Source organism: Pseudomonas sp. LY-1 (assembly GCF_053502595.1).
Window position 1 is genome coordinate 3,782,794 of record NZ_CP094353.1, and the last position, 20,468, is coordinate 3,803,261.

The window sequence follows — 20,468 nt, forward strand, 5'->3', positions numbered from 1 at the left end:
AGGGTTGTGGAACGCATGGCGGCAACTGGAGGATGCCGCCGTTGGTTGCTGATTCAAGGCTTCAGGGCCTCAGCAGATTCTCGGCAGTTGTTCGCCCGACAACCAGTCCACCACCCTGCGCCCGCCGAATCGGGTCTGCATCTGCACGAAACCGTGGGCGTCTTCAAGGACCGTGCCGATACGCACCGCATGTTCGCCCAACGGGTTGAGGCGCATACAGTCGAGCAGCGGCTGGGCGTCTTCTTCGGCGCAGATTGCGATCAGCTTACCCTCGTTGGCGATGTACAGCGGGTCCAGGCCCAACAGTTCGCAAGCGGCCTCAACCTGCGGCTGCACGGGAATCGCCGCTTCGTCCAACAGCATGCCGACTCCGGACTGCCCGGCAATTTCGTTCAGCGTGGTCGCCAAACCGCCTCGGGTCGGGTCGCGCAGTACGCGCAGGCCGGGAGCGACCGCGAGCATCTGCGCCACCAAGCCATGCAGCGCCGCACTGTCAGACAGGATTTCGGTCTCGAACGTCAGCCCTTCTCGCTTGGACATGATCGCCACACCGTGTTCGCCGATGCTGCCGGACACCAAAATCGCATCACCGGGGCGTGCGCGATGCCCGCCCGTGTCGACCCCGTTGGGGATAATGCCGATGCCGGTGGTGCTGATGAACACGCCGTCGCCACTGCCGCGTTCCACGACTTTGGTGTCGCCGGTGATGATCGGCACCCCGGCATCGCGGGAGGCGCGGCCCATCGACTCAACGATGCGCTTGAGGTCAGCGAGGGCAAAGCCTTCCTCGATGATGAAGCTGGCTGAGAGATAAAGCGGCCGCGCGCCGCCCATGGCGACGTCGTTGAGGGTGCCATGCACGGACAAGCTGCCAATGTCGCCACCGGGGAAAAACAGCGGCGACACCACGTGTGCGTCGGTGGCCATGACCATGCGTTCTCCGGGTTTGAGTTCCGGGCTGAAGGCGGCGCCATCGTTGCCCTGGCGCAACCACGGGTTGTCGAAGGCGGCGACGAATAGCTCTTCGATCAACTGCGCCGATGCGCGCCCGCCGGCACCGTGGCCCATATCGACCACGCCGTCGCGAAAATTGAGGGGGCGTACATAACCGCGTTTTACGGGGGAACGGCCGGTCATACTGCAACAACCTCGATGTCTTTATAGCGCCCGTAGGCGTAATGAGCGGCGCAGGCGCCTTCGTTGGAGACCATGCACGAGCCCATGGGGTTTTCCGGGGTGCATACGCTGCCGAACAGGCGGCAGTCGGTGGGCTTTTTCTGGCCGCGCAGGATCGGCCCGCATTCGCAGGCTTTGTTATCGGCCACGGCGCGGTAATGCAGGTCGAAGCGTTTTTCTGCATCGAAGGCGGCGAACTCTGCGCGAATGCGCAAGGCGCTGAACGGCACCTCGCCAAGCCCGCGCCATTCGAAGCTCTCACGCAGTTCGAAGATCTCGTCCATCAAGGTCTGGGCGGCGCTGTTGCCGTTGCGGCCGACGGCACGGACGAATTCGTTTTCGACCTCGGCGCGCCCGTCGTTGACCTGGCGCACCAGCATCAAAATCGCCTGTATCACGTCCAGCGGTTCGAAACCGGCAATCACCACCGGCTTGCGGTATCGGCGGGCGAACTCGGCGTAGGGTTCGGAGCCAATGATGATGCTCACATGCGCCGGGCCGACGAAGCCGTCCAGTTCCACCGCCGCCGGATCCTGCCCGGGGGCGGCAAGGATATGCTCGATGGCCGCCGGGGTCAGGACATGGCAGCACAGCACGCTGAAGTTTTTCAGGCCGCGAGCGGCGGCGTCGCGGATCACCAGGGCGGTCGGCGGCGTGGTGGTTTCGAAGCCAATGGCCAGGAACACCACTTCACGCTTGGGGTTGGCCTCGGCGATTTTCAGCGCATCACTGGGCGAGTAGATCATGCGGATATCCGCGCCTTGTGCCTTGGCGCGCAACAGCGAGAGGCCACCGGACGCCGGCACGCGCAGGGTATCGCCATAGCTGCAGAGGATCGCTCCGTCCTCCAGCGCCAGCTTCACCGCCAGGTCGATACGCCCAATCGGCAAGACACACACCGGGCAGCCGGGGCCGTGGATCATGCGGACATTGGCGGGCAGCAAATCGCTCACGCCGTAACGCGATATCGCATGGGTGTGGCCGCCACAGAATTCCATGAAGCGGTATTGGCGTTCCGGCCGGACTTCGTCGCGGATGCGCTCGGCAATGCGTTGTGCCAGTTCGCCGTCGCGGTATTCATCGATGTACTTCATAGGGCTTCCGGTTGCAGGCGGTCCAGCTCTTCGAACATGGCCAGGGTCCGCTGGGCTTCTTCGGGGTCGATCAGGCCGAGGGCGTAACCGACGTGGACGATCACGTAGTCGTCGACCTGGGCTTGCGGCACCAGCGCCAGGGAGATTTCCTTGCGGATACCGCCCAAGTCGACGAGTGCGTTATCGCCGTCGCGCAATTCGATCACGCGTGCGGGAATGGCTAGGCACATGCTTGGGATTCCTTCAATGGCAAAGCGGGTTGGCGCTGCGGGTCGCGCCAGTGCGCGGCAACCCAGGCTTGCCCCAGAGCCAGCCCGGCATCGCCGCAAGACACAGCCTGCGCGCTGAAAACCGGCAAGCCCCTGGCGCTCAATCGTTGCGTGAGCCGGGCACTGAGCAGGCGATTGGCGAAGCATCCGCCCCCGAGCAGCACCGGCAGCGTGGTGGATTGGTGCTCGATCCAGTCGGCGAGAGCGGCGGCCAGCGTCAGGTGAAACAGCGCCGCGCCTTCTGCGCTGCGTGCGCTGTCGGCGAGTTCGAACAGGCGGGTCAGCAGCGGGAGCAGATCGAGCACGCCGTCAGCGCGGAGGTGCCACAGGCCGTCGATGGCAGGCTCGGCGTGGGTTGCCAGGTATTCAGCGGCCAGACGCTCCAGGGCAATGGCGGCCTCCGCCTCGAATTGTTGACGCACGCTGATGCCGAGAATCCCCGCAGCGGCATCGAACCAACGGCCGGCGCCACTGCTCGGCGGGCAGTTGAGATTGCGCGCGAGCATCTGCGCGACAGTGTTCGCGCTTTGTTCGCCGACCAGCGGCCCGAGCCGCCTGAGGATTTCATCGTCGCGCCCCAGCAGGTGCAGCGCCGCGGCGGCCAGGCGCCAGGGTTCGCGGGCGGCCACATCGCCACCGGGCAGCGGCAGCGGCAATAGATAACCGAGTCGGCGCCAGGCATCGCTGGCCACCCAGAGCAACTCGCCGCCCCAGGCTGCGCCATCGCTGCCAAGGCCCACGCCGTCCAGCGCCAGACCGAGTACCGGGCCGTCGAGGCCATGTTCGGCCATCAGCGCGGCAATGTGCGCGTGGTGATGCTGCACGGCTACGGCGGGCACGTTGAGTTTTTCCGCCAGCGTCACCGCCAGTTGCGAGCTATAGAAATCCGGGTGCAAGTCATGGGCGATGGCTTGCGGCGTGACTTCAGCGCACGCCAACAGAGCGTCCAACGACGCCGCCAGGTCCAGGCAGCTTTGCGGGTCGCCCAAGTCACCGTGGAGTGGCGACCACAGCACCTGATCGCCCTGCAACAGGCAGGCGGTGTTCTTCAGCCACGCGCCACAAGCCAGCACCGGCGGCCAGACCTGCGCGCCAGGCAGTTTTTCGCTACGCATGCGGGGCCTCCACCTGAGCTTTGAGGCGGGCCAGTTCAGCTTCCAGTTCGGCGATGCGCGCGGCGCGTCGGTCAACCTCGGGGGCGCCGGCCAGCAACCAGTCGAGCCAGGCATCCAGCCCGGTGCCGTCGCGGGCGCTGAGCTGGATGATCTGGATCTGCGGGTTGACCTGTCGCGCATAGTCCAGGCAGCGCTGCACGTCGAAATCCAGGTGCGGCAACAGGTCGATCTTGTTGAGGATCATCAGGCGCGCTGCGGCGAACATGTCCGGGTACTTGAGGGGTTTGTCTTCGCCCTCGGTCACCGACAGGATCGCCACTTTGCCCGCCTCGCCCAGATCCCAGAGCGCGGGGCAGACCAGATTGCCGACGTTCTCGATGAACAGCATGCCGGCCGGCTCACCGCCGTCATGGGCGTGATGGCTGTGTTGATGCTGTTGAGTCTGTACGTGGGCGTGCGGCTGCTGATCAACGTGGCTATGCACAAACGGCTGATGCGTGTGACCGGCCGCGTGCAGCGCGTCGTGCAGCGGCAGGCGGCTGTAGGCTTCGGTGATCATCCGGGCATCGAGGTGGCAGCCTTTGCCGGTGTTGATCTGGATCGCGGGTACGCCGGTTTCGCGGATGCGCTCGGCGTCGTGACGGGTTTGCTGATCGCCCTCGATCACCGCCAGCGGCAAGTCGGCGCGGCGTTGGCGCAGGGCCATGAGGGTGCTGCACAACAGGGTGGTCTTGCCGGAACCGGGGCTGGACACCAGATTGAGGGCCAGTACGCCGTGGGCGGTGAAGTTTTCCCGGTTACGCGCGGCGTGCCGGTCGTTTTCGCCGAGGATGTCTTGCTCCAGGCGGATGGTGCGGGCCTGGCTCATGCCGGGCACTGAAACCCGCGCCTGACCCGCGCCGTAATGCAGGTCGCCGGTAGCGTCGACCTGCACATCGCTATCGGTGGCCGGAGCTTCGGTCTTGTCGTGTGAATGCCCGGTTCCGCAACCGCAGACGACGCACATGGTGTACCTCCAAAATCAAACGATTAATGATCCTCGACCTGCAGGTCGAGGATGCGCAATTCAGTCCCGCCGGTGGGTTGCAGCCAAAAGCCGCCGCATTGCGGGCAGCCGGCGCCGCGCTCGATCAGCGGCACGCTGATGGCGCAATCCAGGCACCAGGCCTGGCCCGGCGGTTGTTCAATATCGATTTGCGCACCGGCCAGCAAGGTGCCGGGTGCCAGTGCTTCAAGGGCGAAACGCAGCGCCTCGATTTCAACGCCGGCCAGCGTACCGGCCTCCAGGCGCAGGCGGCTGACCCGCACGAACGGATCGCGCCTGGCCGCCGCCTCGACGGCGCTGAGAATGCCGCCCGCCAGACTCACTTCATGCATGAATAATGTCCTCGCTCGGTACGGCTTCAAGCTCAAGGGTGAAGCCGATGCACGGGTCGAAAGCCGCGATCAACAGCTCAGCGCGACGTCGCGTGGCCGGATCGCCGGCTGACATCGTCGCCAAACCCTGGGCCAGCGCGCCGTGGGGATGAAGGTTCCATTCGGTCGGCGCGATGACCTGATAGTCGCGGATCAACACACCGGCATTCATTCGCTCCAGACAGACCCGGTGCAACAACAGGCCGCGCGACGTTTCGCTCCAGGCCAACGCCTCGTCGGGCCCCAGCGCCAATGCGCCGAGTGCCAAGCCAGCGGGCTGTGGCAGCGAGAGCCGCGCCAGTTCGGCGAGGCGCGCGCCCAGACGCAGCCAGACGCTGGCGTAGCGTTGGGGGTCGGCCTCACGCGCGCGGGTCCAACTGCCCGTCTCACAGGGTAGCCCGAAGGCCACCGGATGCAACGCAAAATCGCTGGCCTCTCGCAGTTGGGCGGCCACCACCTGCAGCGCTTGGGTGTTGCCGGCCAGTGACAGGGCATGCACCGGCAGTTGCAAGGCGTGGGCATCCTCGCGGCAATCGGCCAGGGCGTGCGCCAGCCAATGATCGCTGCGCTGGCTCCACTCATCGAGCGCGCTGAACGGCTCGGCGTCCCATCGTTCAAGCCATTGCGCCACCGACTCGCCCAACCAGGCGGCCATCGCCTGTTGCGGGGCGTGTTCCCAGGCATGCAGTAGGCTGAGATCGGGGCGCACCGACGGGTTACCCAGCAACCGCGGCCATTCGAGCAGCATACGCCGCACATGCTCGCGGCGGGTTTCGGCCTCCAGCATGCGCTGGGTGTTGGGGTCGATGGGGGTTTCGCCATGCAGTGCGGTGTCGACGGCCAACGCTGCGGTCAAGCGGTGCGCTTGCCCGCACAGGCTATAGAGCAACGGCAAGTGGTGCGCGGCGGTCTGTGGCGGCTGGCCGCGCAACAAGGTGGCGGCCAGCGCCGGACGCCCGCCGACAATGGCGGGCTGCTGGCCGGGACGCACCCGCAATGAGCCGCCGAGCCGTGCCAAGCCTGCCATGGCGATCATTGCGCCCCCCCGGACACGCGTCCGAACAGCAAGCCACGGCGGCTGATGGCCGGGCGTTCCGGTGCGCGTTCGGGCGCGTCCCGCAACAGCGCCAGCACCTGCTCGGCGGTTTGCCGGGCCGCGTCCTGATCGGCGAATTCAAACATCGGTGAAAACAGCGAACAGCTCTCGTAGCCACCGATGCCTTCACCGTCTGCGCCAATGAAGGTCAGGCACTGCCCGCCAAATTGATGTTCGCCTGACGCCCCCTGGGCCAGGAGTGTGTCGCGGTTCTCCGGCAGCCAGATCAGGTTCATGAACCAAGGGGTGATCAGAACACCCAGCACCCCGGTTGCCGCGTTTTCCCCGGCGATTTGCGCGCTGAAACCCACCGCCTCGACCACCAGTTGTTGATTGAGAAACGGCAACCCGCGCATGCGTGTCTCGGCGATGCCCTGGAAGTGCGCGCACAGGGTTTGTGCCTGTTGCGCCGGGCCGTCTTGGCGCTCAGACAGGTTCATCGATCACCATGAACTGCTCGGCATCGCCATCGCAATTCGGGCAACGCCAATGTTCCGGCAATGCGGAGAACGGCGTACCCGGCTCAATCTGCCAGACCGGGTCGCCGTCCCGCGGGTCATACACCCACCAGCAGATTTTGCATTCCAGGCGGGTGGCGTCGCTGATCCGCGCGTTGTCGCCGCCGTAGCTGCCTTCGAAGCCGGTTTTTTCGTTCATCGTGACCTCACTGCCCTTCAAACCACTGGATAACGTCTTCGAAGCGCTCCAGTGAGTCGGCCAGGTCTTCGGGGGCGGCGCAGATCACTTCCGGCAGGTCGGTGATTTCGATGGTGTCGAGGATTTGCGCATCCTGTGAGTTGAAGTACGTGATGCGCCAGCAGTTCTGTATCCGGGTCGCGCTGATCAGGCAATTGCCATAGCCACGGGCCAAGGCGCGCACCGGGCCGGCGGGCAAGTAGGCGTCGAGGAAGGCGATGTCCTGTTCGGACAACGGCAGCAAGGTCAGGTTGATGACATGCACCTGATCGCCGGGTTGCCAGTGTTGGCTGCGGTCTTGTACCTCGGTCAGGATCGCCGGGGCGTTCATGACGCCAAGCGGCAACGCTGACGACAAGTCGAAATCCGCCGGTCGGGCCGCCGCGCGGGCATTGCCGCGCAGTTGCGAAGGCGCGGCGCCCACTTCGACGTGATCGTAGCCCTGGCCGTAGATGCGCCATACGCCGGCGAAAATCGATTCCTGGATACGCAACGACGGCTGCGCGGCAATGATCGCGCTGACCTCGCCTTCGCCCAGCAATTGGTCGAGCAGCTTGCGGTCGCCTGTTTCCAGGCCACTGAGGTCGACGCTTTGCGTGGTCAGGCCGTTATTGCAGTCGCGCAGGCATTGCAGCAACGCTTGCAACGCGTGCCGCGCACCGGGCAGCGCCGCAAGCTCTTCAGGTTCGGGCAGCACCGGAATGCTATGGGTATACATGCCCTGAGGCATGCTGATGTATTCGAGCACGTCCTCATCGTCGGGTTGCGAGCCGGGGCCGATATCCACCACGGGGATGTAGTTCAGCGGATCGAACTCCACGGCGTGGCTTTGTGCATCGCGGTGATTGGCATCGTGGTTCATTGGCAACCTCCGGGGGCGCTGACCGGGGCACCGGCAAGCAATGGAATGCGCGCGTTGCTTTGGCTCACGGCAGCTTCCGCCAGGCGCAGGTATTCGTCCCAGTCGAGCATGCCGCTGAAGGTGCTGACGTAACCCGCATCGCGCAGCCACACCAGCGACGGCCAGCGGCGCACGGCAAAGCGCGCGGCGATGGCTTCTTCATCGGCGCGACCGACCACGCCCAGGCGCAGGCTCAATTGGTGGCGGCGCGCGATTTCCACGCGCAGTTCCGGCAACACCACGGCCACGTCCAGGCATTCGGGATGGCGTACCGGGTCACCGCACAGCAGCAACAGGCAGTCGCCCCCTTCGGCAAGCCAGGCATCGAGGTTGTCGGCGTCGATCCAGGTCGCGTCGAATTGCTCCACCAGCCGGCTGATCAAGGCCGGGATGGCGGGTGTCACGGGAATGGGCGCCATGAAAACAGCGGAGTCGCTCATGTGGGGTCCTTGACTGACGGTTGAGGTGGGGTGAGCGCGGCAGGCGCAAGGGGTGGCGACGCGTGGCCCAACAAGGCTGCCAGTTGCTCGGCGTTCATGGCCGAGGGCAGGCTGAAACCCGGCACGCTGTCGGGCTGCGGGGCCGTGCCGAACAGGGCCGCTTCGAGCAGGCGCAGGGTGGAGTCGATTTCGCTGGCGCGTTGGGCGTCGAGGCGTTCACGGGCGGCGTCGAGAAAGATCAACAGCCAGTCGCCGACCGCACACGGGCCGACCAGTGACAGGTCGATACGGCGCTCTTCGCCGTGGCGGTCGCGGCAGCGGGCGAAGCCCAACTCGGCCGCGATCACTTGCATGGGCAATCCGATGCACATATCAGGCGCGCCTGGCGAGGATGCGTTCGTCGCCGATCCGGCAGGCTTGCTGTTCGGACGGGCGTTCGTTTTCGTAGCGTTGCAGTTCGAGGTGCGGCAGGGTCACCGCCTCTTCACCCGCGAGTGGCGAGGCGCGCTTGTGCGGTGCCGCGCCCCAACTTTCGAGCACACGCAGCGCCTCATCCAGCGCACCTTCCATGGCGGCCCTGACGCTGGGGCGCAGGCTGCCGCCGTAGTCCATCATGTTTTCCGGCTGGCAACCGATCAACAGCACGCGTGTCGGGTAATGGCCGGTCAGTTGCGCGAGCATCAGCACCTCCTGAAAGCCGGTCTGGTGCAGGCTGAGCTTTTTGATGCCGAGGAATTTGGGGACATCGTCGTCGGCGATGAACTTCAGTTCGCCAGGCGCGAGGTTGTAATCCACGGCGTCGAAAATCAGCAGGTAATCGGCTTGCTGAACATGCTGGATCAAGTACAGGCCTTGCGTGCCGCCATCGATCAGCGCCACGTTGTCGGCGAACTCATAACGCTGTTGCAAGGCTTCGACGCAACGAACGCCGAAGCCTTCGTCGGCCCACAGGAGATTGCCGATACCCAGCACAGTGATCTGCGGCAGTGTCGGTTGGAGAGGACTCATGGCGGTTTCTACCAATGTGGTCATTTTTTAAAGGTCTTGTAGCCGGAAATCATTGCCCCGACCAAGCTCAGGCGCCCGTTGATTTCTTCGCGCACGGCGGCATAGATGTGGAACATGACGAATAGCACAATCACCCACATGCCCAAGTGATGCAGGACATGCACATTGTTGGATTGCCCCAGCAGCGGCAGTACCCAACCGAAGGTGCGTTCCTGCCAGGAGCCCATTTGCGCGCCTTCGCCATACAGCGCGAAGCCGGTCAGGATCATGAACAGCGAGGACAGCAAGAAGATGAAAAACATCGCGAAACGCGACAGCGGGTTGTGGCCGAACATCGGTTTTGGCGTCGGCCCGATGAACAGGTAGTAGCGCACCCAAGCGAGCATGTCGGCCCAGTAGACCTTGCTGGTCAGCGGCACCGAGAACAGTTCGCGGGCGTGGTGATTGCCCACCAGCGCCCAATAGGCGCGCCCGATCATGGCGATGGTGAAAATGTACGCCGCGCTGAAATGCGCAAAGCGGATGTAGCCCATCACGAAATGGTCGCTGGCTTCGCCCGGTTGGGTCGCCAGCGGCGAACCGATCAGGTAGCCGGTGATGGCCAGCACCACAATGCAGGCGGCATTGATCCAGTGCCACAGGCGCACGGGGGCCTCGTACACATATTCCGACGCGTCGAGGGGGCTTTGAGTAGGTTGGGTCATAGCGTCACCTTTGGATGGGCAGGCGCCGTGGCGCCTGCCGAATGCAGCGTTGAACAATCGATCAACTGACCTTGACTGTGCTCAGCTCCGCGCCGTCCTCGCTCATCACGTGGGTGGCGCAGGCCATGCAAGGGTCGAAGGAATGCAGCGTGCGCAGGATTTCCACGGGCTGATCGGGGACGGCCACCGGCGTGTTCATCAGCGCGGCCTCGAAAGCACCGATCTGGCCCTTGGCGTCACGCGGGCTGCCGTTCCAGGTGCTGGGCACGACGCACTGGTAGTTCTCGATCTTGCCGTTCTTGATCCGGATCCAGTGGCCGAGTGCGCCGCGTGGCGCGGCAACGATGCCGACCCCTTTGGCCTCGGCAGGCCAGGTGGACGGGTCCCATTTTTCGACGTTGGCGGTGGCACGGTCGCCGTTGCGGATGTTGGTCATCAACTCGTTCCAGTCGTCGACCATCATTTCTGCGCAGTACTCGGCTTCCAGGGCGCGGGTCAGCGTTCGGCCGATCGTGCTGGGCAACAGTTGCTTGGCGCTGAGGTTGGTTTCCGCCAGGCCCAGGGCTTTTGGCAAGTCGAGGTTGACGGCTCGCAGCGAACCTTCCAGTTGTTCCTTGACCCGCTGGCAATGCGGGTTGCCTTTGAGGGCATGGGCATAGCCCAGGATGTAACGCGCCAACGGCCCGACTTCCATGGCATGGCCGCGCCAGCGCGGCGATTTGACCCACGAATATTTGGCGCTTTCGTCGACTTCTTCGATGTTGGTGCGGGTGCCCTTGGTCTTGGCGCCCAGCTCGTAGTTCGGCTCGGTGATGCCGTCCCACGGGTGCAGGCCCTTGTCGTTGTCCGGGTAGTTGTACCAGGAGTGGGTCACGAACTCTTGCACTTGCTCGGGGTCGCGGGCGTCGACAGGCAGGATTTCGTCCCAGTTGCCGTTGAGGATCGCCCCGCCCGGCAATTGGTTGGTGCTGTCGTCGTAATTGACCTTGGCGTAGGTGCCGTAATCCATCACGTTGGTCGCCGACAGACCACCGCCGTGCAGCCAGCCTTTTTGCTTGTAGATAGTGCCAATGGCCAGCACGTCCGGCACATACACGTTGCGGCAGAAGGTCAGCGCTTCGTCGATGCGCGCCCGCACGAAGTTCAGGCGTTCCATATTCAACGGCGCACCGGCGGCCAGGTCGCCATCGATATTGATCGCGCAGGGCACGCCGCCGACCAGGTAGTTGGGGTGCGGGTTCTTGCCACCGAAGATGGTATGGATCTTCACCCACTCTTTCTGCAGGTCGAGGGCTTCAAGGTAATGGGTCACGGCCATCAGGTTGGCTTCAGGCGGCAGTTGGTAAGCCGGGTTGCCCCAGTAACCATTCATGAACGGCCCGAGCTGACCGCTTTCGACGAACTTCTTCAGACGGTTTTGCACGTCGCGGAAATAACCCGGCGAAGACAACGGGTGAGCCGGCGAAACGGTCTGCTGCAATTCCGAGGTGCGCTTGGGGTCTGCCTTGAGCGCAGACACCACGTCCACCCAGTCCAGTGCATGCAGGTGGTAGAAATGCACGGCGTGGTCATGGACTTGCAGGGTCTTGGCCATCATCTCGCGAATCAAGTGCGCGTTCGGCGGGATGCGAATGCCCAGCGCGTCCTCTACCGAGCGCACCGAGGCCAGCGCGTGGCAACCGGTGCAGACGCCGCAGATGCGCTCCACGAATGCCCAGGCGTCACGTGGGTCGCGGCCCTTGAGGATGACTTCGAGGCCGCGCCACATGGTGCCGGTGGAAACGGCGTTGCGGATAACGTTGTTGGCATCGAGGTTGACCTCGACGCGCATGTGGCCTTCGATACGGGTCACAGGGTCGACAACGATACGTCGGCCTGTGTTGTTGAGGTCGAAACCCTGAGTCGAATAGGTGCTCATTGGTGCTTATTCCTGTCTTGTCGCTGGGGCGTCGGGCGAGGTAGTGGGCGCTTTGCCGTTGCTGGCGCGTTTGAGGGCGGTGACGGCGGCATGGGCAGTGATCGCTGCGCCGACGGTGACGCCGGCAACCAGGCCGATTTCGTCCGCGTTCGCTTCAACGCCAAACTGGTTGATTCCGCTCAGGTGTTGATAGAACGAGCCCTTGTCCCAGAACCCCTCCTCCGAACAACCGATGCAGCCGTGGCCGGACTGAATCGGGAAGCTGGTGCCGCCATTCCAACGCACGGTCGAGCAGGCGTTGTAGGTGGTCGGGCCTTTGCAGCCGACTTTGTAAAGGCAGTAGCCCTTGCGCGCCGCGTCGTCGTCCCAGGACTCGACGAACTGACCGGCGTCGAAGTTCGGACGGCGGTAGCACTTGTCGTGAATGCGCTGGCTGTAGAACATTTTCGGCCGGCCCTGACGGTCCAGCTCAGGAATGCGGTCGAAAGTCAGCATGTAGGTGATCACCCCGGTCATGACTTCGGCGATCGGCGGGCAGCCCGGCACTTTGATGATCGGTTTGTCGGTGATGACCTTGTGAATCGGCACGGCCTGGGTCGGGTTCGGCTTGGCAGCCTGTACGCAGCCCCAACTGGCGCAGGAGCCCCAGGAAATGATCGCCTTGGCATCGCGTGAAACGCGCTTCAACTGCTCGACGAAGGGCTTGCCGCCAATGATGCAACTCATACCGTCCTGGTTCAGTGGCGGGTTGCCTTCGACGGCCAGGATGTAGTTGCCCTTGTACTTGGTCATGACCTCGTCAAGGATTGCCTCGGCCTGATGCCCGGCGGCGGCCATCAAGGTGTCGTCGTAATCCAGGGAGATCATCGACAGCACCACGTCCTTGGCCAGCGGATGCGCGGAGCGGATGAATGACTCCGAGCAACAGGTGCATTCCAGGCCGTGCAGCCAGAGGACTGGCGTGCGTGGCTTGTTCTCCATGGCCCAGGCGATTTTGGGCATGAATGCCGGGCCCAGCCCCAGCGACGTTGCGGTCAAGGAACAAAACTTGAGAAAGCTGCGGCGCGAGATGCCTTGTCTGCGCATCACCTCGTAAAACGTTTCCATTACTTTATTTCTCCTCCCCGAGAAGGTGCTTCAACGGGGGCTGCACTCGGTGTGTTGGAAATCTGTGCCCGACCAGGTGAGTCGGGCGCCATGCCGTCGGCTACAAAGGCCATCAGTTCTATGGGGTGTTGAGGCTGCAGCCTGGGCATGATTGCGACGGCTGCTGGAAACATGCGGGTAACCCATGACGTTCAGTTATCTGGTAAGTACAAGACCTGTGCCATTTCGCCGCGGCGTAGATAAATTGCTTACTAATTAATTTATCTATCTGTTTTTAAAGGACTTTTACTTTTTTACCGAGCGCATTGAGACACCTTGTAACAAACCTCAACTGGAATGTTTGTTTCCACTATTTATGCAGCCTGGAAACCATATGTCCGGCTTGGCAAGTGGCTGGCGAGAGAACCTCGCCAGGCGCTGAAAGGAAGAGAAGGCTCAGGCGGGCGTCGCGTCCAGGCGGTCGTAGCCCTTGAAGCGGTAGAACAACACGGAAACGGCCCAGGTCAGGATGAATATCCCGACGATCAGGTAGCCGATCATGCCGAAGTTGTCGGTCAGCGCAGTGATGAAATCCCACACACCGCCGTGCAGATCCCAGCGCGCCGCGACCAGCCCGAGCACTTCCACCCCGCCCACCAGCAATGCCACCAACACCGACATGGACGTGATGGTCAGGTTGTAATAGAGCTTGCGTGCCGGGTTGACCAGTGCCCAGTGGTAAGCACCGGTCATCATCACGCTATCGGCGGTGTCGACCAGCGCCATGCCGGCCGTGAAGAGCGCCGGGAACACCAGAATCGACCAGATCGGCAGGCTCTGCGAGGCTTGCACCGCAGCGATCCCCAGCAGGCCGATTTCCGTGGCGGTATCAAACCCCAGGCCGAACAGCAGGCCCAGCGGATACAGGTGCCAGGGACGGCTGATCAGGCGGAACAGCGGGCGCAACAGTCGGGCGATGGGGCCACCGCCGGTGAGTATCGCGTTCATTTCTTGCTCGCCGATCCGTTCGCCGCGCCGCACGCGGCCAAACGCCTGGTACACCGAGCGCAGGATGAGCAGGTTGATCAACGCCACCAGCAACAGGAAGGCGGCAGACACCGAGGTGCCAATCAGCCCGCCGAGGCCGTGAAAGGCTTCGATTTCGCTTTTGAACGCCGTGGCCGTCAGTGCGATGCCGAGCGAAGCCAGGATCACCACGGTGCTGTGCCCGAGCGAGAAAAACAGGCCGACACTCGCGGTCTGCCGGCCTTCCTGGATCAGCTTGCGGGTGGCGTTGTCGATGGCGGCGATGTGATCGGCATCCACGGCATGGCGCAGGCCGAAGCTGTAGGCCAGAAAGGCGGTGCCGAGCAACAGCGGATAGTCATGGAAGGCCGTGAAAGCCCAGGCCCAGGCCAGCAGGTTGGCAGCGACCAGGCCGGCGAAAATGGCCAGGACGCGATGTTTGAACGTCAAAGGCGCACGAGTCGGTGAAACAGGATGCAAGGGCATGCGAACTCCAGAAAGATGGGTTCAAGTATGAAGAAACGAAAAAACCTCATACAAACCCTGTGCCAGTTTGCGTGCCGAGTGCCATTCAGGCGTGGTCGGGCGCTCGCAGAACATGGCGGCTGGACAATGACTGTCCAGCCGAGCCGGTAACTGGACAATGAGCTTCCAGCGCCGCTGCCGGATTATCGGCTCAGGCGGGCCCGGCTTCGGGCAGCGTCACGGTGAACTGCGCACCGCCCTCGGGGTGATTGGCGGCCACCATCCGACCGCCACAGCGTTCGATGATGCCGTAGCTGATCGACAGGCCCAGGCCCGTGCCTTTGCCCACGGACTTGGTGCTGAAGAACGGGTCGAACACCTGGCTCAGGTGTTTCTCTGCGATGCCCGCACCGTTGTCGCGTAAACGCAGGGTGACCCAGCCCGGCTCCTGGGTCACCTCGATCCAGACTGTCGGCAAGGCCTGGTTGGCCGCTTGCGCCGCATCGTAGGCGTTCTGCATCAGGTTCATCAGCACTTGCAGCAGTTGCCCGGCATTGCCGCGCACCGGCGGTGTGTCAACGGCCTGCCAATGCACCTGCAGATCGGGCGCGACGCCACGGCAGACCCAGTGGATGGCGCGCTCGATGACGTCATTGAGGTCGACCTCGCCCAGTGCTTCACGATCCACCGCCGAGAAGCGCTTCAGGGCGCTGACGATGTCGGCGGTGCGTTGCGCGCCTTCCATGCTGCCCTCGATCAACGACGGCAAATCGCTCAGCAGCGGATCGATGCGTAGCTGTTGGCGCAAGGCTTGAAGACTGGCGTGCGACTCGCCGCCGTGGACCGCTTGCAGGTACTGCTGCAGGCGTTTGCCATAGCTGTCGAGCACATGCGCGTTGGCCAGCACGAAGCTGATGGGGTTGTTCAGTTCGTGAGCGACACCAGCCACCAGGCGCCCTAGCGAGGCCATTTTTTCCGCGTGCAACAGTTGCTGTTGAGTGCGCTTGAGCGCCTCGTGGGCCTCGTGCAGTTGGCGATACGCGTGCTGGAGTTCGCCCAGCGGTCGCCCCACCAGCACGTGCCCGATAAAGCGTCCATTGCCCGTGCTGCGCACGGTGCAACTGACGTCCACGGGCACCGGCGCGCCGTTGACATCCTTGAAGTTGACCTCCAGCGAGGCGCTGGCGTTGGGATGGCGCAGGCTGGCGAGGGTCTGGCGCAACTGGGTTTCACTGTGGGGGTCGGCCAACAAGACATAGGCCGGGCTGCCGGACAATGACTGTTCATCACGGCCGACCAGCGTGCGCAGCGCGCTGTTGCTCTCCTCGATGCGCCCTTGCGGGTCGCAGGCCAGCAACACGTCGGACATCGACGACAGCAACCCGGCGATGAACTGCTGCGACTGCTCCAGTTCGACGTTCTTCTCTTCCAGGGCGATTTCGTCTTGCACCAGCTTGGAATAGACCTCGTCCATCCTCGCGATGACTTCGATCCAGGCGTCTTCGTCGAGGCTGCCGGGTGGCGGTTTACGGGCCATGGTCGTCAGCTTTTAGGGTGCAGATGCAGGTGGTTGTGGACTTGCTCGTGGCTCGCGCCCTGCTCCACCGGGATCAGGTTCAGCGAGCCATGACGCACGCCGCGTTCGGCGCACACGCGATGGGCGAAATCGCGCACTTCATCGGACGAGCCCTTGAGCATCAGGCTTTCCAGGCAGTTGTCGTGATCCAGATGCACATGCTGGCTGGCAATGGTCAGGTGATGATGCGCGTGCTGCAGGTCCATCACCCGTTCGGTGAGGGTGCGCGAATGGTGATCGTAAACGAAGCTCAGGTTGGCCACGCAATGCGGCTCCTGGCCTTGCTCCAGGCGCGCCTGTTCGATATGCCGCCGCAAAATGTCGCGCATGGCCTCGGAACGGTTGTGGTAACCCTGGTCGCGAATCAGCGCGTCCAGTTCCTCAGCGAGGCCACGGTCCAGGGAAATGGTCAGGCGTTCCATGGGATTTCCTTTTCAATGCACCGTGCAAACCATGCACGGGTCAAAAGAACGAACGATATGTTGCACCGCTACCGGGCTTTTTTCGCCGGGTAACACGGGAGCACCCTGCAAGGCTTGTTCCAATGCCCCAGGCTGGCCCTGAGCATCGCGTGGCGAGAAGTTCCAGGTGGTCGGGGCGATGATCTGGTAGCGGGAGATTTTCCCGTGCTCCACCTCCAGCCAATGCCCCAGTGCGCCACGCGCCGCTTCGGTCAGGCCGACCGCGCGGCCTTTGTCGGGTAATGCCGCGGCGCGGTAATACGGCTCGCCGGGGCGCAGGGCGATCAACCAGCTTTCCATCAGCGGCACCACCTGCGCCAACTCCAGCAAACGCGCGAGCAGGCGGGTATAAACCGTTGCCGAACAGCGTGCCACGGCATCGCGCAGCAGCGCTTGGCCGGCAATCAACTGGCGTGCAATGGCGCCGGTTTCCAGCACCGCGCCGGCCAGGCGCGGGGCTTTGTTCCAGGTATACGCGTCGGGTTTTTCCATCAACGGCTGGGTTTGCCCATCGGCCGGGTGGCGCGGGCCGCCAGCGTCGTCGAGCCAGGCATGCGCGCTGTCTTCGCGGATATCGTCCAGGTCCAGCGGTTGCGCACACTGGGTGACGCCATTCCACAGGCCGCGCGGGAACACCATCGAGCCGTCGGCTCGCGGATACGCCCCGTAGGAAAGATACAGCCCCGGCCCCGGCCCCAGATGCTCAAGCCCGGTGTCCAGGGCGATTTGCAGAAATTGGCGGAAGTCGCCCTGCCCCGGCGCTTCGGCGTGCCATGCCCAGAGCTCGCTTTCGCTGGTGAAACCATTGATACGCTCCAGCGGCGCGGCGAACAGCTCGCTTTCCAGAAACTGCCGGAACTCGCGAACGCGGGTCAGCAGGCGCAGGCGCTCGGCGGCATCGATGGCGCGGGTCGAGCCACCCGGTTGGATCGAGCCGGTGTGTGGCCACTTGCCGCCCAGTGTGCCGATCAAATCCAGCCAGCGTTTGCGCGCAGAAATGGCCAGGCGCTGCTGGCTGCCCTGAAGCGGGGTAAAGCGTGCCACCGCGTCTGGATACCAAGGGCGCTCGGCGTACACCGGGCGCACGAAATCCGGCATGAAAAACAGGTAGAAATGGCTCAAGTGATCGGCGAGGTTTTCGGTGGCGGCCATCAGGTTGATTGCCAGCAGGCCGTTGTCCGGCGGCTGTACGCCGGCCAGCCCGGCCAGGGCGCGGGCGGCGGCGATCGATTGCGACACCGAGCAGATTCCGCAGATGCGTGGCGCGTAGGTCAGCGCATCGAGCGGTGCGTGTTGCAGCAGGATTTGCTCGAAGCCACGGTACATGGTGGCGTTGACCCGTGCCGAACGCACATGGCCATCTTCCACGTCCAGCTGTACTTCCAGATCGCCTTCAACCCGATTGAATGGGCCGACCACCAAACGTGACATGCAAACTCCTAACGGCGGGGGGTGCGTACCGACGGCGCGATCAGCGGGTGATCGGACGTCGCATTCTGTTTGACGCGCTTGGGGGTGGCGGACTTGGACAGCGCCGACAGGGCGACGAACCAGGCCTTGGGCATGTCGATGGGCAGGCCGATGGGAATGCCCGCCAGCTTCGGCGTGCGCTGAAAGGCGTGCCCCGGTTCTTCGAAGCCCGGGGCGGTGCAGTTGATGCAGGCAAACCCGCCACGGGTACACGAGCCCTCGCCGTTCCACAGGCGGGTATTGCAGTCGCCGTGGGCCTGGGTGCCTTTGCAGCCCAGGTTTTCCATCATGCAGCCCAGGTCCGAGGGCTTTTCCGCACTGGCTTTGTATTCGTAGAACTCATTGCGCGTGCAGCCCTGATGCACCAGTTGGTCGGCGTAGAAACGCGGACGCCCGATGACGTCCAGATCGGCCTCGGCGAACAGCCCGGCGGCCAGCGCCATCAAGGTGTCGGTCACCCAGCCGGGGTGCGTCGGGCAACCGGCCACGTTGATCACCGGCAAGCCGCGCAACGACCGATAATCGGCACCCAGCAGGCCGCCGCGATGCTCACCGTCAAATTGCAGGCCGCAGGCGTCGGTCGGGTTGCTGCCCGCAGCGGTGATGCCTCCGTAGGCCGCGCAAGTGCCGATGCCCAAGGTGTATTGGGCCACCGCCGCGAGTTTGCGCACCCAGTCGATCATCGGCGCATCGGTGCCCGCCAGCATGTGAAAGCGCCCGGTGCCGTGCGGGCCGCGCAGCAATGAGCCTTCGATGCACAAGGCATCGAGCCGGGTGCGACCTTGCAGGCAGTCCTCCAGGATATCCAGCACCTGATCACCGCTTTCAAGGGACAGCGATGGATGCCAGAGCAACTCAATCCCCGCACTGCGCCACATCGCGGAAAAATCCTGGGTATCGGCGCACAGCAAGGACATGTTGCAACCGCCGCAACCGCCCGATTGCAGCCATAGCACTCGGAAGGGGGTGTTCATCGGGCTTCCTCCAGGCCAAGACGGCGCAATTTCTGGCGCAGGCCCACGCGCGACAAGCCCAGTTCACGGGCCGCATGGGTTTTGTTCCAGCGGTGACGCAGCAGCGATTCCTTGAGTATGGTCGCTTCGATAGCGTCCAGTTGTTCTTGCAACGTGCCCGTGGGGGGCGACAGGCGTATGTCGTTGGTGTTGCGTCCCTGGCCCTGCATGACGCGCCAGGAAAACGAATGAGCACCGATTTGCGAGCCTTCCGACAACGCAGCGGCGCGGTAGATTTCGTTGCGCAACTCGCGAATATTACCGGGCCATGGGTAACCGATCAGGCTCGCCAGGGCGTCGTCGGCGAAGTGCAGGTTTGGCAGGTCCAGCTCCAGGCGGGCATCGTCGAGCAGCTTTTTGGCGATGGGCATCAGGTCAGCGGTGCGCTCGCGCAACGGCGGCAAGCCCAGGCTGACCGTGGACAGCCGGTAATAAAGGTCGCTGCGAAAACGTCCGGTGGCGACATCCTGCTCCAGGTCGCGATGGGTCGCCGCGATCACCCGCACATCGACCCGTACCGTGCTTGAGGCGCCGACCGGGCGCAGTTCGCCCTCTTGCAAGACGCGCAACAACTTGACCTGAAAAGCCGGCGAGGTGTCGCCGATTTCGTCGAGTAGCAAGGTGCCGCCATTGGCACGCTGGAACAGCCCGATGTGATCCTGATGCGCGCCGGTGAAGGCGCCACGCTTGTGCCCGAACAGCTCGGACTCCAGCAATGTATCGGGCAGCGCCGCGCAGTTCTCCATGACAAAGGCATTACTCGCACGCGGGCTGGCGTAATGGATGGCGCGGGCCAGCAGCTCTTTGCCCGTGCCCGATTCGCCCAGCAGCAGCACCGACAAATCATAGCGGGCGACCCGGGCGGCCAACTCACAGACCGCATCCAACGGGCCGCCGGGGCTGCGCACGATGCGCGAGAAATCGAAGGTGTCGCGTACCCGCTCCAGGGTTTCGCGGCTGCGGCGACGCAGCGCTGGCGTACCGGCGCGCAGTTCCAGGTCCAGTCGCTGCATATGGTTTTGCAACGATTGGCTCTCGACCGCATTGCGCACGGTGTTGAGCAGGTTTTCAGGCAGCCAGGGCTTGAGCAGGTACTGATAGATACCGGCCTGATTGACGCCCGCGATGATGTCTTCCGAATCGGTGTAGCCCGACAGCACGATGCGGACCACCCCCGGCCAGCGCTCGCGCACTTCCTTGAGAAATTCGATACCGCTGACATGGGGCATGCGCTGGTCGCAGAGGATCACCGCGACCACATGCTGTTCCAGCAGTTCGCGTGCTTGCCCGGCCGACTCGGCCAGCAGCACCTGGAATTCCTGATCGAGTACCCGGCGTAACGATTCGCGCGAACGCAGCTCATCGTCCACTACCAGGATCATGGGCAAGTCGGATTGCGAGTCGAATGGGGAGGTCATGAGTCAGCGAAAGGCCGATTATTGAAGTTCATTGCAACATTATGTTGCTGCAAGTCATGGCGTCGATGGTAGCACGGTGCCAAAAGCAGACGAGGGTTTTCCTTCGAGGGAGGCCGCTAC

The 20,468-nt window shown here is 63.6% G+C and carries 22 protein-coding genes; all 22 read right to left on the reverse strand.

The window, feature by feature from the left end:
- Positions 1–69: 69 nt before the first annotated feature.
- Positions 70–1,137, reverse strand: coding sequence for a hydrogenase expression/formation protein HypE (gene hypE / locus MOQ67_RS17200; protein ID WP_108524028.1), 1,068 nt, complete (start codon positions 1,135–1,137; stop codon positions 70–72).
- Entirely contained in the window at positions 1,134–2,270 is a 1,137-nt protein-coding gene (gene hypD, locus MOQ67_RS17205; RefSeq protein WP_198717106.1) for a hydrogenase formation protein HypD, read from the reverse strand. The genes hypE and hypD overlap by 4 nt, the downstream gene beginning before the upstream one ends.
- Positions 2,267–2,500 (reverse strand): HypC/HybG/HupF family hydrogenase formation chaperone, encoded by a 234-nt coding sequence (locus tag MOQ67_RS17210; protein WP_046383288.1) that lies wholly within the window; start codon positions 2,498–2,500, stop codon positions 2,267–2,269. Before MOQ67_RS17210 ends, hypD begins: the two co-directional genes overlap by 4 nt.
- Positions 2,491–3,654 (reverse strand): Kae1-like domain-containing protein, encoded by a 1,164-nt coding sequence (locus tag MOQ67_RS17215; protein WP_198717107.1) that lies wholly within the window; start codon positions 3,652–3,654, stop codon positions 2,491–2,493. Before MOQ67_RS17215 ends, MOQ67_RS17210 begins: the two co-directional genes overlap by 10 nt.
- The gene (gene hypB / locus MOQ67_RS17220) at positions 3,647–4,660 is read right to left on the reverse strand and encodes a hydrogenase nickel incorporation protein HypB (protein WP_046484087.1); all 1,014 of its coding nucleotides are present in this window, start codon (positions 4,658–4,660) and stop codon (positions 3,647–3,649) included. Before hypB ends, MOQ67_RS17215 begins: the two co-directional genes overlap by 8 nt.
- Before the next feature lie 23 nt (positions 4,661–4,683).
- Positions 4,684–5,031: a hydrogenase maturation nickel metallochaperone HypA/HybF gene (locus MOQ67_RS17225; RefSeq protein WP_017845600.1), complete on the reverse strand. Its 348-nt coding sequence runs from the start codon at positions 5,029–5,031 to the stop codon at positions 4,684–4,686.
- Positions 5,024–6,106 (reverse strand): HoxV, encoded by a 1,083-nt coding sequence (locus tag MOQ67_RS17230; protein WP_198717108.1) that lies wholly within the window; start codon positions 6,104–6,106, stop codon positions 5,024–5,026. Before MOQ67_RS17230 ends, MOQ67_RS17225 begins: the two co-directional genes overlap by 8 nt.
- Positions 6,103–6,606: a [NiFe]-hydrogenase assembly chaperone HybE gene (gene hybE, locus MOQ67_RS17235; RefSeq protein ID WP_198717109.1), complete on the reverse strand. Its 504-nt coding sequence runs from the start codon at positions 6,604–6,606 to the stop codon at positions 6,103–6,105. The genes MOQ67_RS17230 and hybE overlap by 4 nt, the downstream gene beginning before the upstream one ends.
- Positions 6,593–6,823, reverse strand: coding sequence for a rubredoxin (locus MOQ67_RS17240; RefSeq protein ID WP_017845597.1), 231 nt, complete (start codon positions 6,821–6,823; stop codon positions 6,593–6,595). The genes hybE and MOQ67_RS17240 overlap by 14 nt, the downstream gene beginning before the upstream one ends.
- A gap of 7 nt (positions 6,824–6,830) precedes the next feature.
- Positions 6,831–7,724 carry a hydrogenase expression/formation protein gene (locus tag MOQ67_RS17245; protein WP_052743351.1) on the reverse strand — a complete coding sequence of 298 codons (894 nt, stop codon included), beginning with the start codon at positions 7,722–7,724 and terminating at the stop codon, positions 6,831–6,833.
- Positions 7,721–8,203, reverse strand: coding sequence for a hydrogenase (locus MOQ67_RS17250; protein WP_017845595.1), 483 nt, complete (start codon positions 8,201–8,203; stop codon positions 7,721–7,723). Before MOQ67_RS17250 ends, MOQ67_RS17245 begins: the two co-directional genes overlap by 4 nt.
- Positions 8,200–8,574: a HypC/HybG/HupF family hydrogenase formation chaperone gene (locus MOQ67_RS17255; RefSeq protein ID WP_017845594.1), complete on the reverse strand. Its 375-nt coding sequence runs from the start codon at positions 8,572–8,574 to the stop codon at positions 8,200–8,202. The genes MOQ67_RS17250 and MOQ67_RS17255 overlap by 4 nt, the downstream gene beginning before the upstream one ends.
- A gap of 1 nt (position 8,575) precedes the next feature.
- On the reverse strand, positions 8,576–9,211 hold the full coding sequence (locus MOQ67_RS17260) for a HyaD/HybD family hydrogenase maturation endopeptidase (protein ID WP_026139853.1): 636 nt from the start codon (positions 9,209–9,211) through the stop codon (positions 8,576–8,578).
- 20 nt (positions 9,212–9,231) lie between these two features.
- Positions 9,232–9,915 (reverse strand): Ni/Fe-hydrogenase, b-type cytochrome subunit, encoded by a 684-nt coding sequence (cybH, locus tag MOQ67_RS17265; protein WP_017845592.1) that lies wholly within the window; start codon positions 9,913–9,915, stop codon positions 9,232–9,234.
- Between the two features lie 61 nt (positions 9,916–9,976).
- The gene (locus MOQ67_RS17270) at positions 9,977–11,833 is read right to left on the reverse strand and encodes a nickel-dependent hydrogenase large subunit (protein WP_017845591.1); all 1,857 of its coding nucleotides are present in this window, start codon (positions 11,831–11,833) and stop codon (positions 9,977–9,979) included.
- A 6-nt stretch (positions 11,834–11,839) separates the two neighbouring features.
- On the reverse strand, positions 11,840–12,940 hold the full coding sequence (locus MOQ67_RS17275) for a hydrogenase small subunit (RefSeq protein ID WP_017845590.1): 1,101 nt from the start codon (positions 12,938–12,940) through the stop codon (positions 11,840–11,842).
- Positions 12,941–13,375: 435 nt separating this feature from the next.
- On the reverse strand, positions 13,376–14,431 hold the full coding sequence (locus MOQ67_RS17280; protein WP_017845589.1) for a HoxN/HupN/NixA family nickel/cobalt transporter: 1,056 nt from the start codon (positions 14,429–14,431) through the stop codon (positions 13,376–13,378).
- A gap of 190 nt (positions 14,432–14,621) precedes the next feature.
- Entirely contained in the window at positions 14,622–15,947 is a 1,326-nt protein-coding gene (locus MOQ67_RS17285; RefSeq protein WP_017845588.1) for a PAS domain-containing sensor histidine kinase, read from the reverse strand.
- A 5-nt stretch (positions 15,948–15,952) separates the two neighbouring features.
- Positions 15,953–16,408 (reverse strand): nickel-responsive transcriptional regulator NikR, encoded by a 456-nt coding sequence (gene nikR, locus MOQ67_RS17290; protein ID WP_198717110.1) that lies wholly within the window; start codon positions 16,406–16,408, stop codon positions 15,953–15,955.
- A 12-nt stretch (positions 16,409–16,420) separates the two neighbouring features.
- Positions 16,421–17,878: a nickel-dependent hydrogenase large subunit gene (locus MOQ67_RS17295; RefSeq protein ID WP_198717111.1), complete on the reverse strand. Its 1,458-nt coding sequence runs from the start codon at positions 17,876–17,878 to the stop codon at positions 16,421–16,423.
- An 8-nt stretch (positions 17,879–17,886) separates the two neighbouring features.
- Complete coding sequence (locus MOQ67_RS17300; RefSeq protein ID WP_046484070.1) at positions 17,887–18,891, reverse strand: NADH-quinone oxidoreductase subunit B family protein; 1,005 nt, start codon at positions 18,889–18,891, stop codon at positions 17,887–17,889.
- The gene (locus tag MOQ67_RS17305; RefSeq protein WP_226926216.1) at positions 18,888–20,312 is read right to left on the reverse strand and encodes a sigma-54-dependent transcriptional regulator; all 1,425 of its coding nucleotides are present in this window, start codon (positions 20,310–20,312) and stop codon (positions 18,888–18,890) included. The genes MOQ67_RS17300 and MOQ67_RS17305 overlap by 4 nt, the downstream gene beginning before the upstream one ends.
- Positions 20,313–20,468 lie beyond the last annotated feature (156 nt).

Coding starts and splice junctions, on each gene's coding strand:
- hypE (WP_108524028.1), bottom strand. CDS start 1,137: ATGACCGGCCGTTCCCCCGTAAAACGCGGTTATGTACGCCCCCTCAAT.
- hypD (WP_198717106.1), bottom strand. CDS start 2,270: ATGAAGTACATCGATGAATACCGCGACGGCGAACTGGCACAACGCATT.
- MOQ67_RS17210 (WP_046383288.1), bottom strand. CDS start 2,500: ATGTGCCTAGCCATTCCCGCACGCGTGATCGAATTGCGCGACGGCGAT.
- MOQ67_RS17215 (WP_198717107.1), bottom strand. CDS start 3,654: ATGCGTAGCGAAAAACTGCCTGGCGCGCAGGTCTGGCCGCCGGTGCTG.
- hypB (WP_046484087.1), bottom strand. CDS start 4,660: ATGTGCGTCGTCTGCGGTTGCGGAACCGGGCATTCACACGACAAGACC.
- MOQ67_RS17225 (WP_017845600.1), bottom strand. CDS start 5,031: ATGCATGAAGTGAGTCTGGCGGGCGGCATTCTCAGCGCCGTCGAGGCG.
- MOQ67_RS17230 (WP_198717108.1), bottom strand. CDS start 6,106: ATGATCGCCATGGCAGGCTTGGCACGGCTCGGCGGCTCATTGCGGGTG.
- hybE (WP_198717109.1), bottom strand. CDS start 6,606: ATGAACCTGTCTGAGCGCCAAGACGGCCCGGCGCAACAGGCACAAACC.
- MOQ67_RS17240 (WP_017845597.1), bottom strand. CDS start 6,823: ATGAACGAAAAAACCGGCTTCGAAGGCAGCTACGGCGGCGACAACGCG.
- MOQ67_RS17245 (WP_052743351.1), bottom strand. CDS start 7,724: ATGAACCACGATGCCAATCACCGCGATGCACAAAGCCACGCCGTGGAG.
- MOQ67_RS17250 (WP_017845595.1), bottom strand. CDS start 8,203: ATGAGCGACTCCGCTGTTTTCATGGCGCCCATTCCCGTGACACCCGCC.
- MOQ67_RS17255 (WP_017845594.1), bottom strand. CDS start 8,574: ATGTGCATCGGATTGCCCATGCAAGTGATCGCGGCCGAGTTGGGCTTC.
- MOQ67_RS17260 (WP_026139853.1), bottom strand. CDS start 9,211: ATGAGTCCTCTCCAACCGACACTGCCGCAGATCACTGTGCTGGGTATC.
- cybH (WP_017845592.1), bottom strand. CDS start 9,915: ATGACCCAACCTACTCAAAGCCCCCTCGACGCGTCGGAATATGTGTAC.
- MOQ67_RS17270 (WP_017845591.1), bottom strand. CDS start 11,833: ATGAGCACCTATTCGACTCAGGGTTTCGACCTCAACAACACAGGCCGA.
- MOQ67_RS17275 (WP_017845590.1), bottom strand. CDS start 12,940: ATGGAAACGTTTTACGAGGTGATGCGCAGACAAGGCATCTCGCGCCGC.
- MOQ67_RS17280 (WP_017845589.1), bottom strand. CDS start 14,431: ATGCCCTTGCATCCTGTTTCACCGACTCGTGCGCCTTTGACGTTCAAA.
- MOQ67_RS17285 (WP_017845588.1), bottom strand. CDS start 15,947: ATGGCCCGTAAACCGCCACCCGGCAGCCTCGACGAAGACGCCTGGATC.
- nikR (WP_198717110.1), bottom strand. CDS start 16,408: ATGGAACGCCTGACCATTTCCCTGGACCGTGGCCTCGCTGAGGAACTG.
- MOQ67_RS17295 (WP_198717111.1), bottom strand. CDS start 17,878: ATGTCACGTTTGGTGGTCGGCCCATTCAATCGGGTTGAAGGCGATCTG.
- MOQ67_RS17300 (WP_046484070.1), bottom strand. CDS start 18,891: ATGAACACCCCCTTCCGAGTGCTATGGCTGCAATCGGGCGGTTGCGGC.
- MOQ67_RS17305 (WP_226926216.1), bottom strand. CDS start 20,312: ATGATCCTGGTAGTGGACGATGAGCTGCGTTCGCGCGAATCGTTACGC.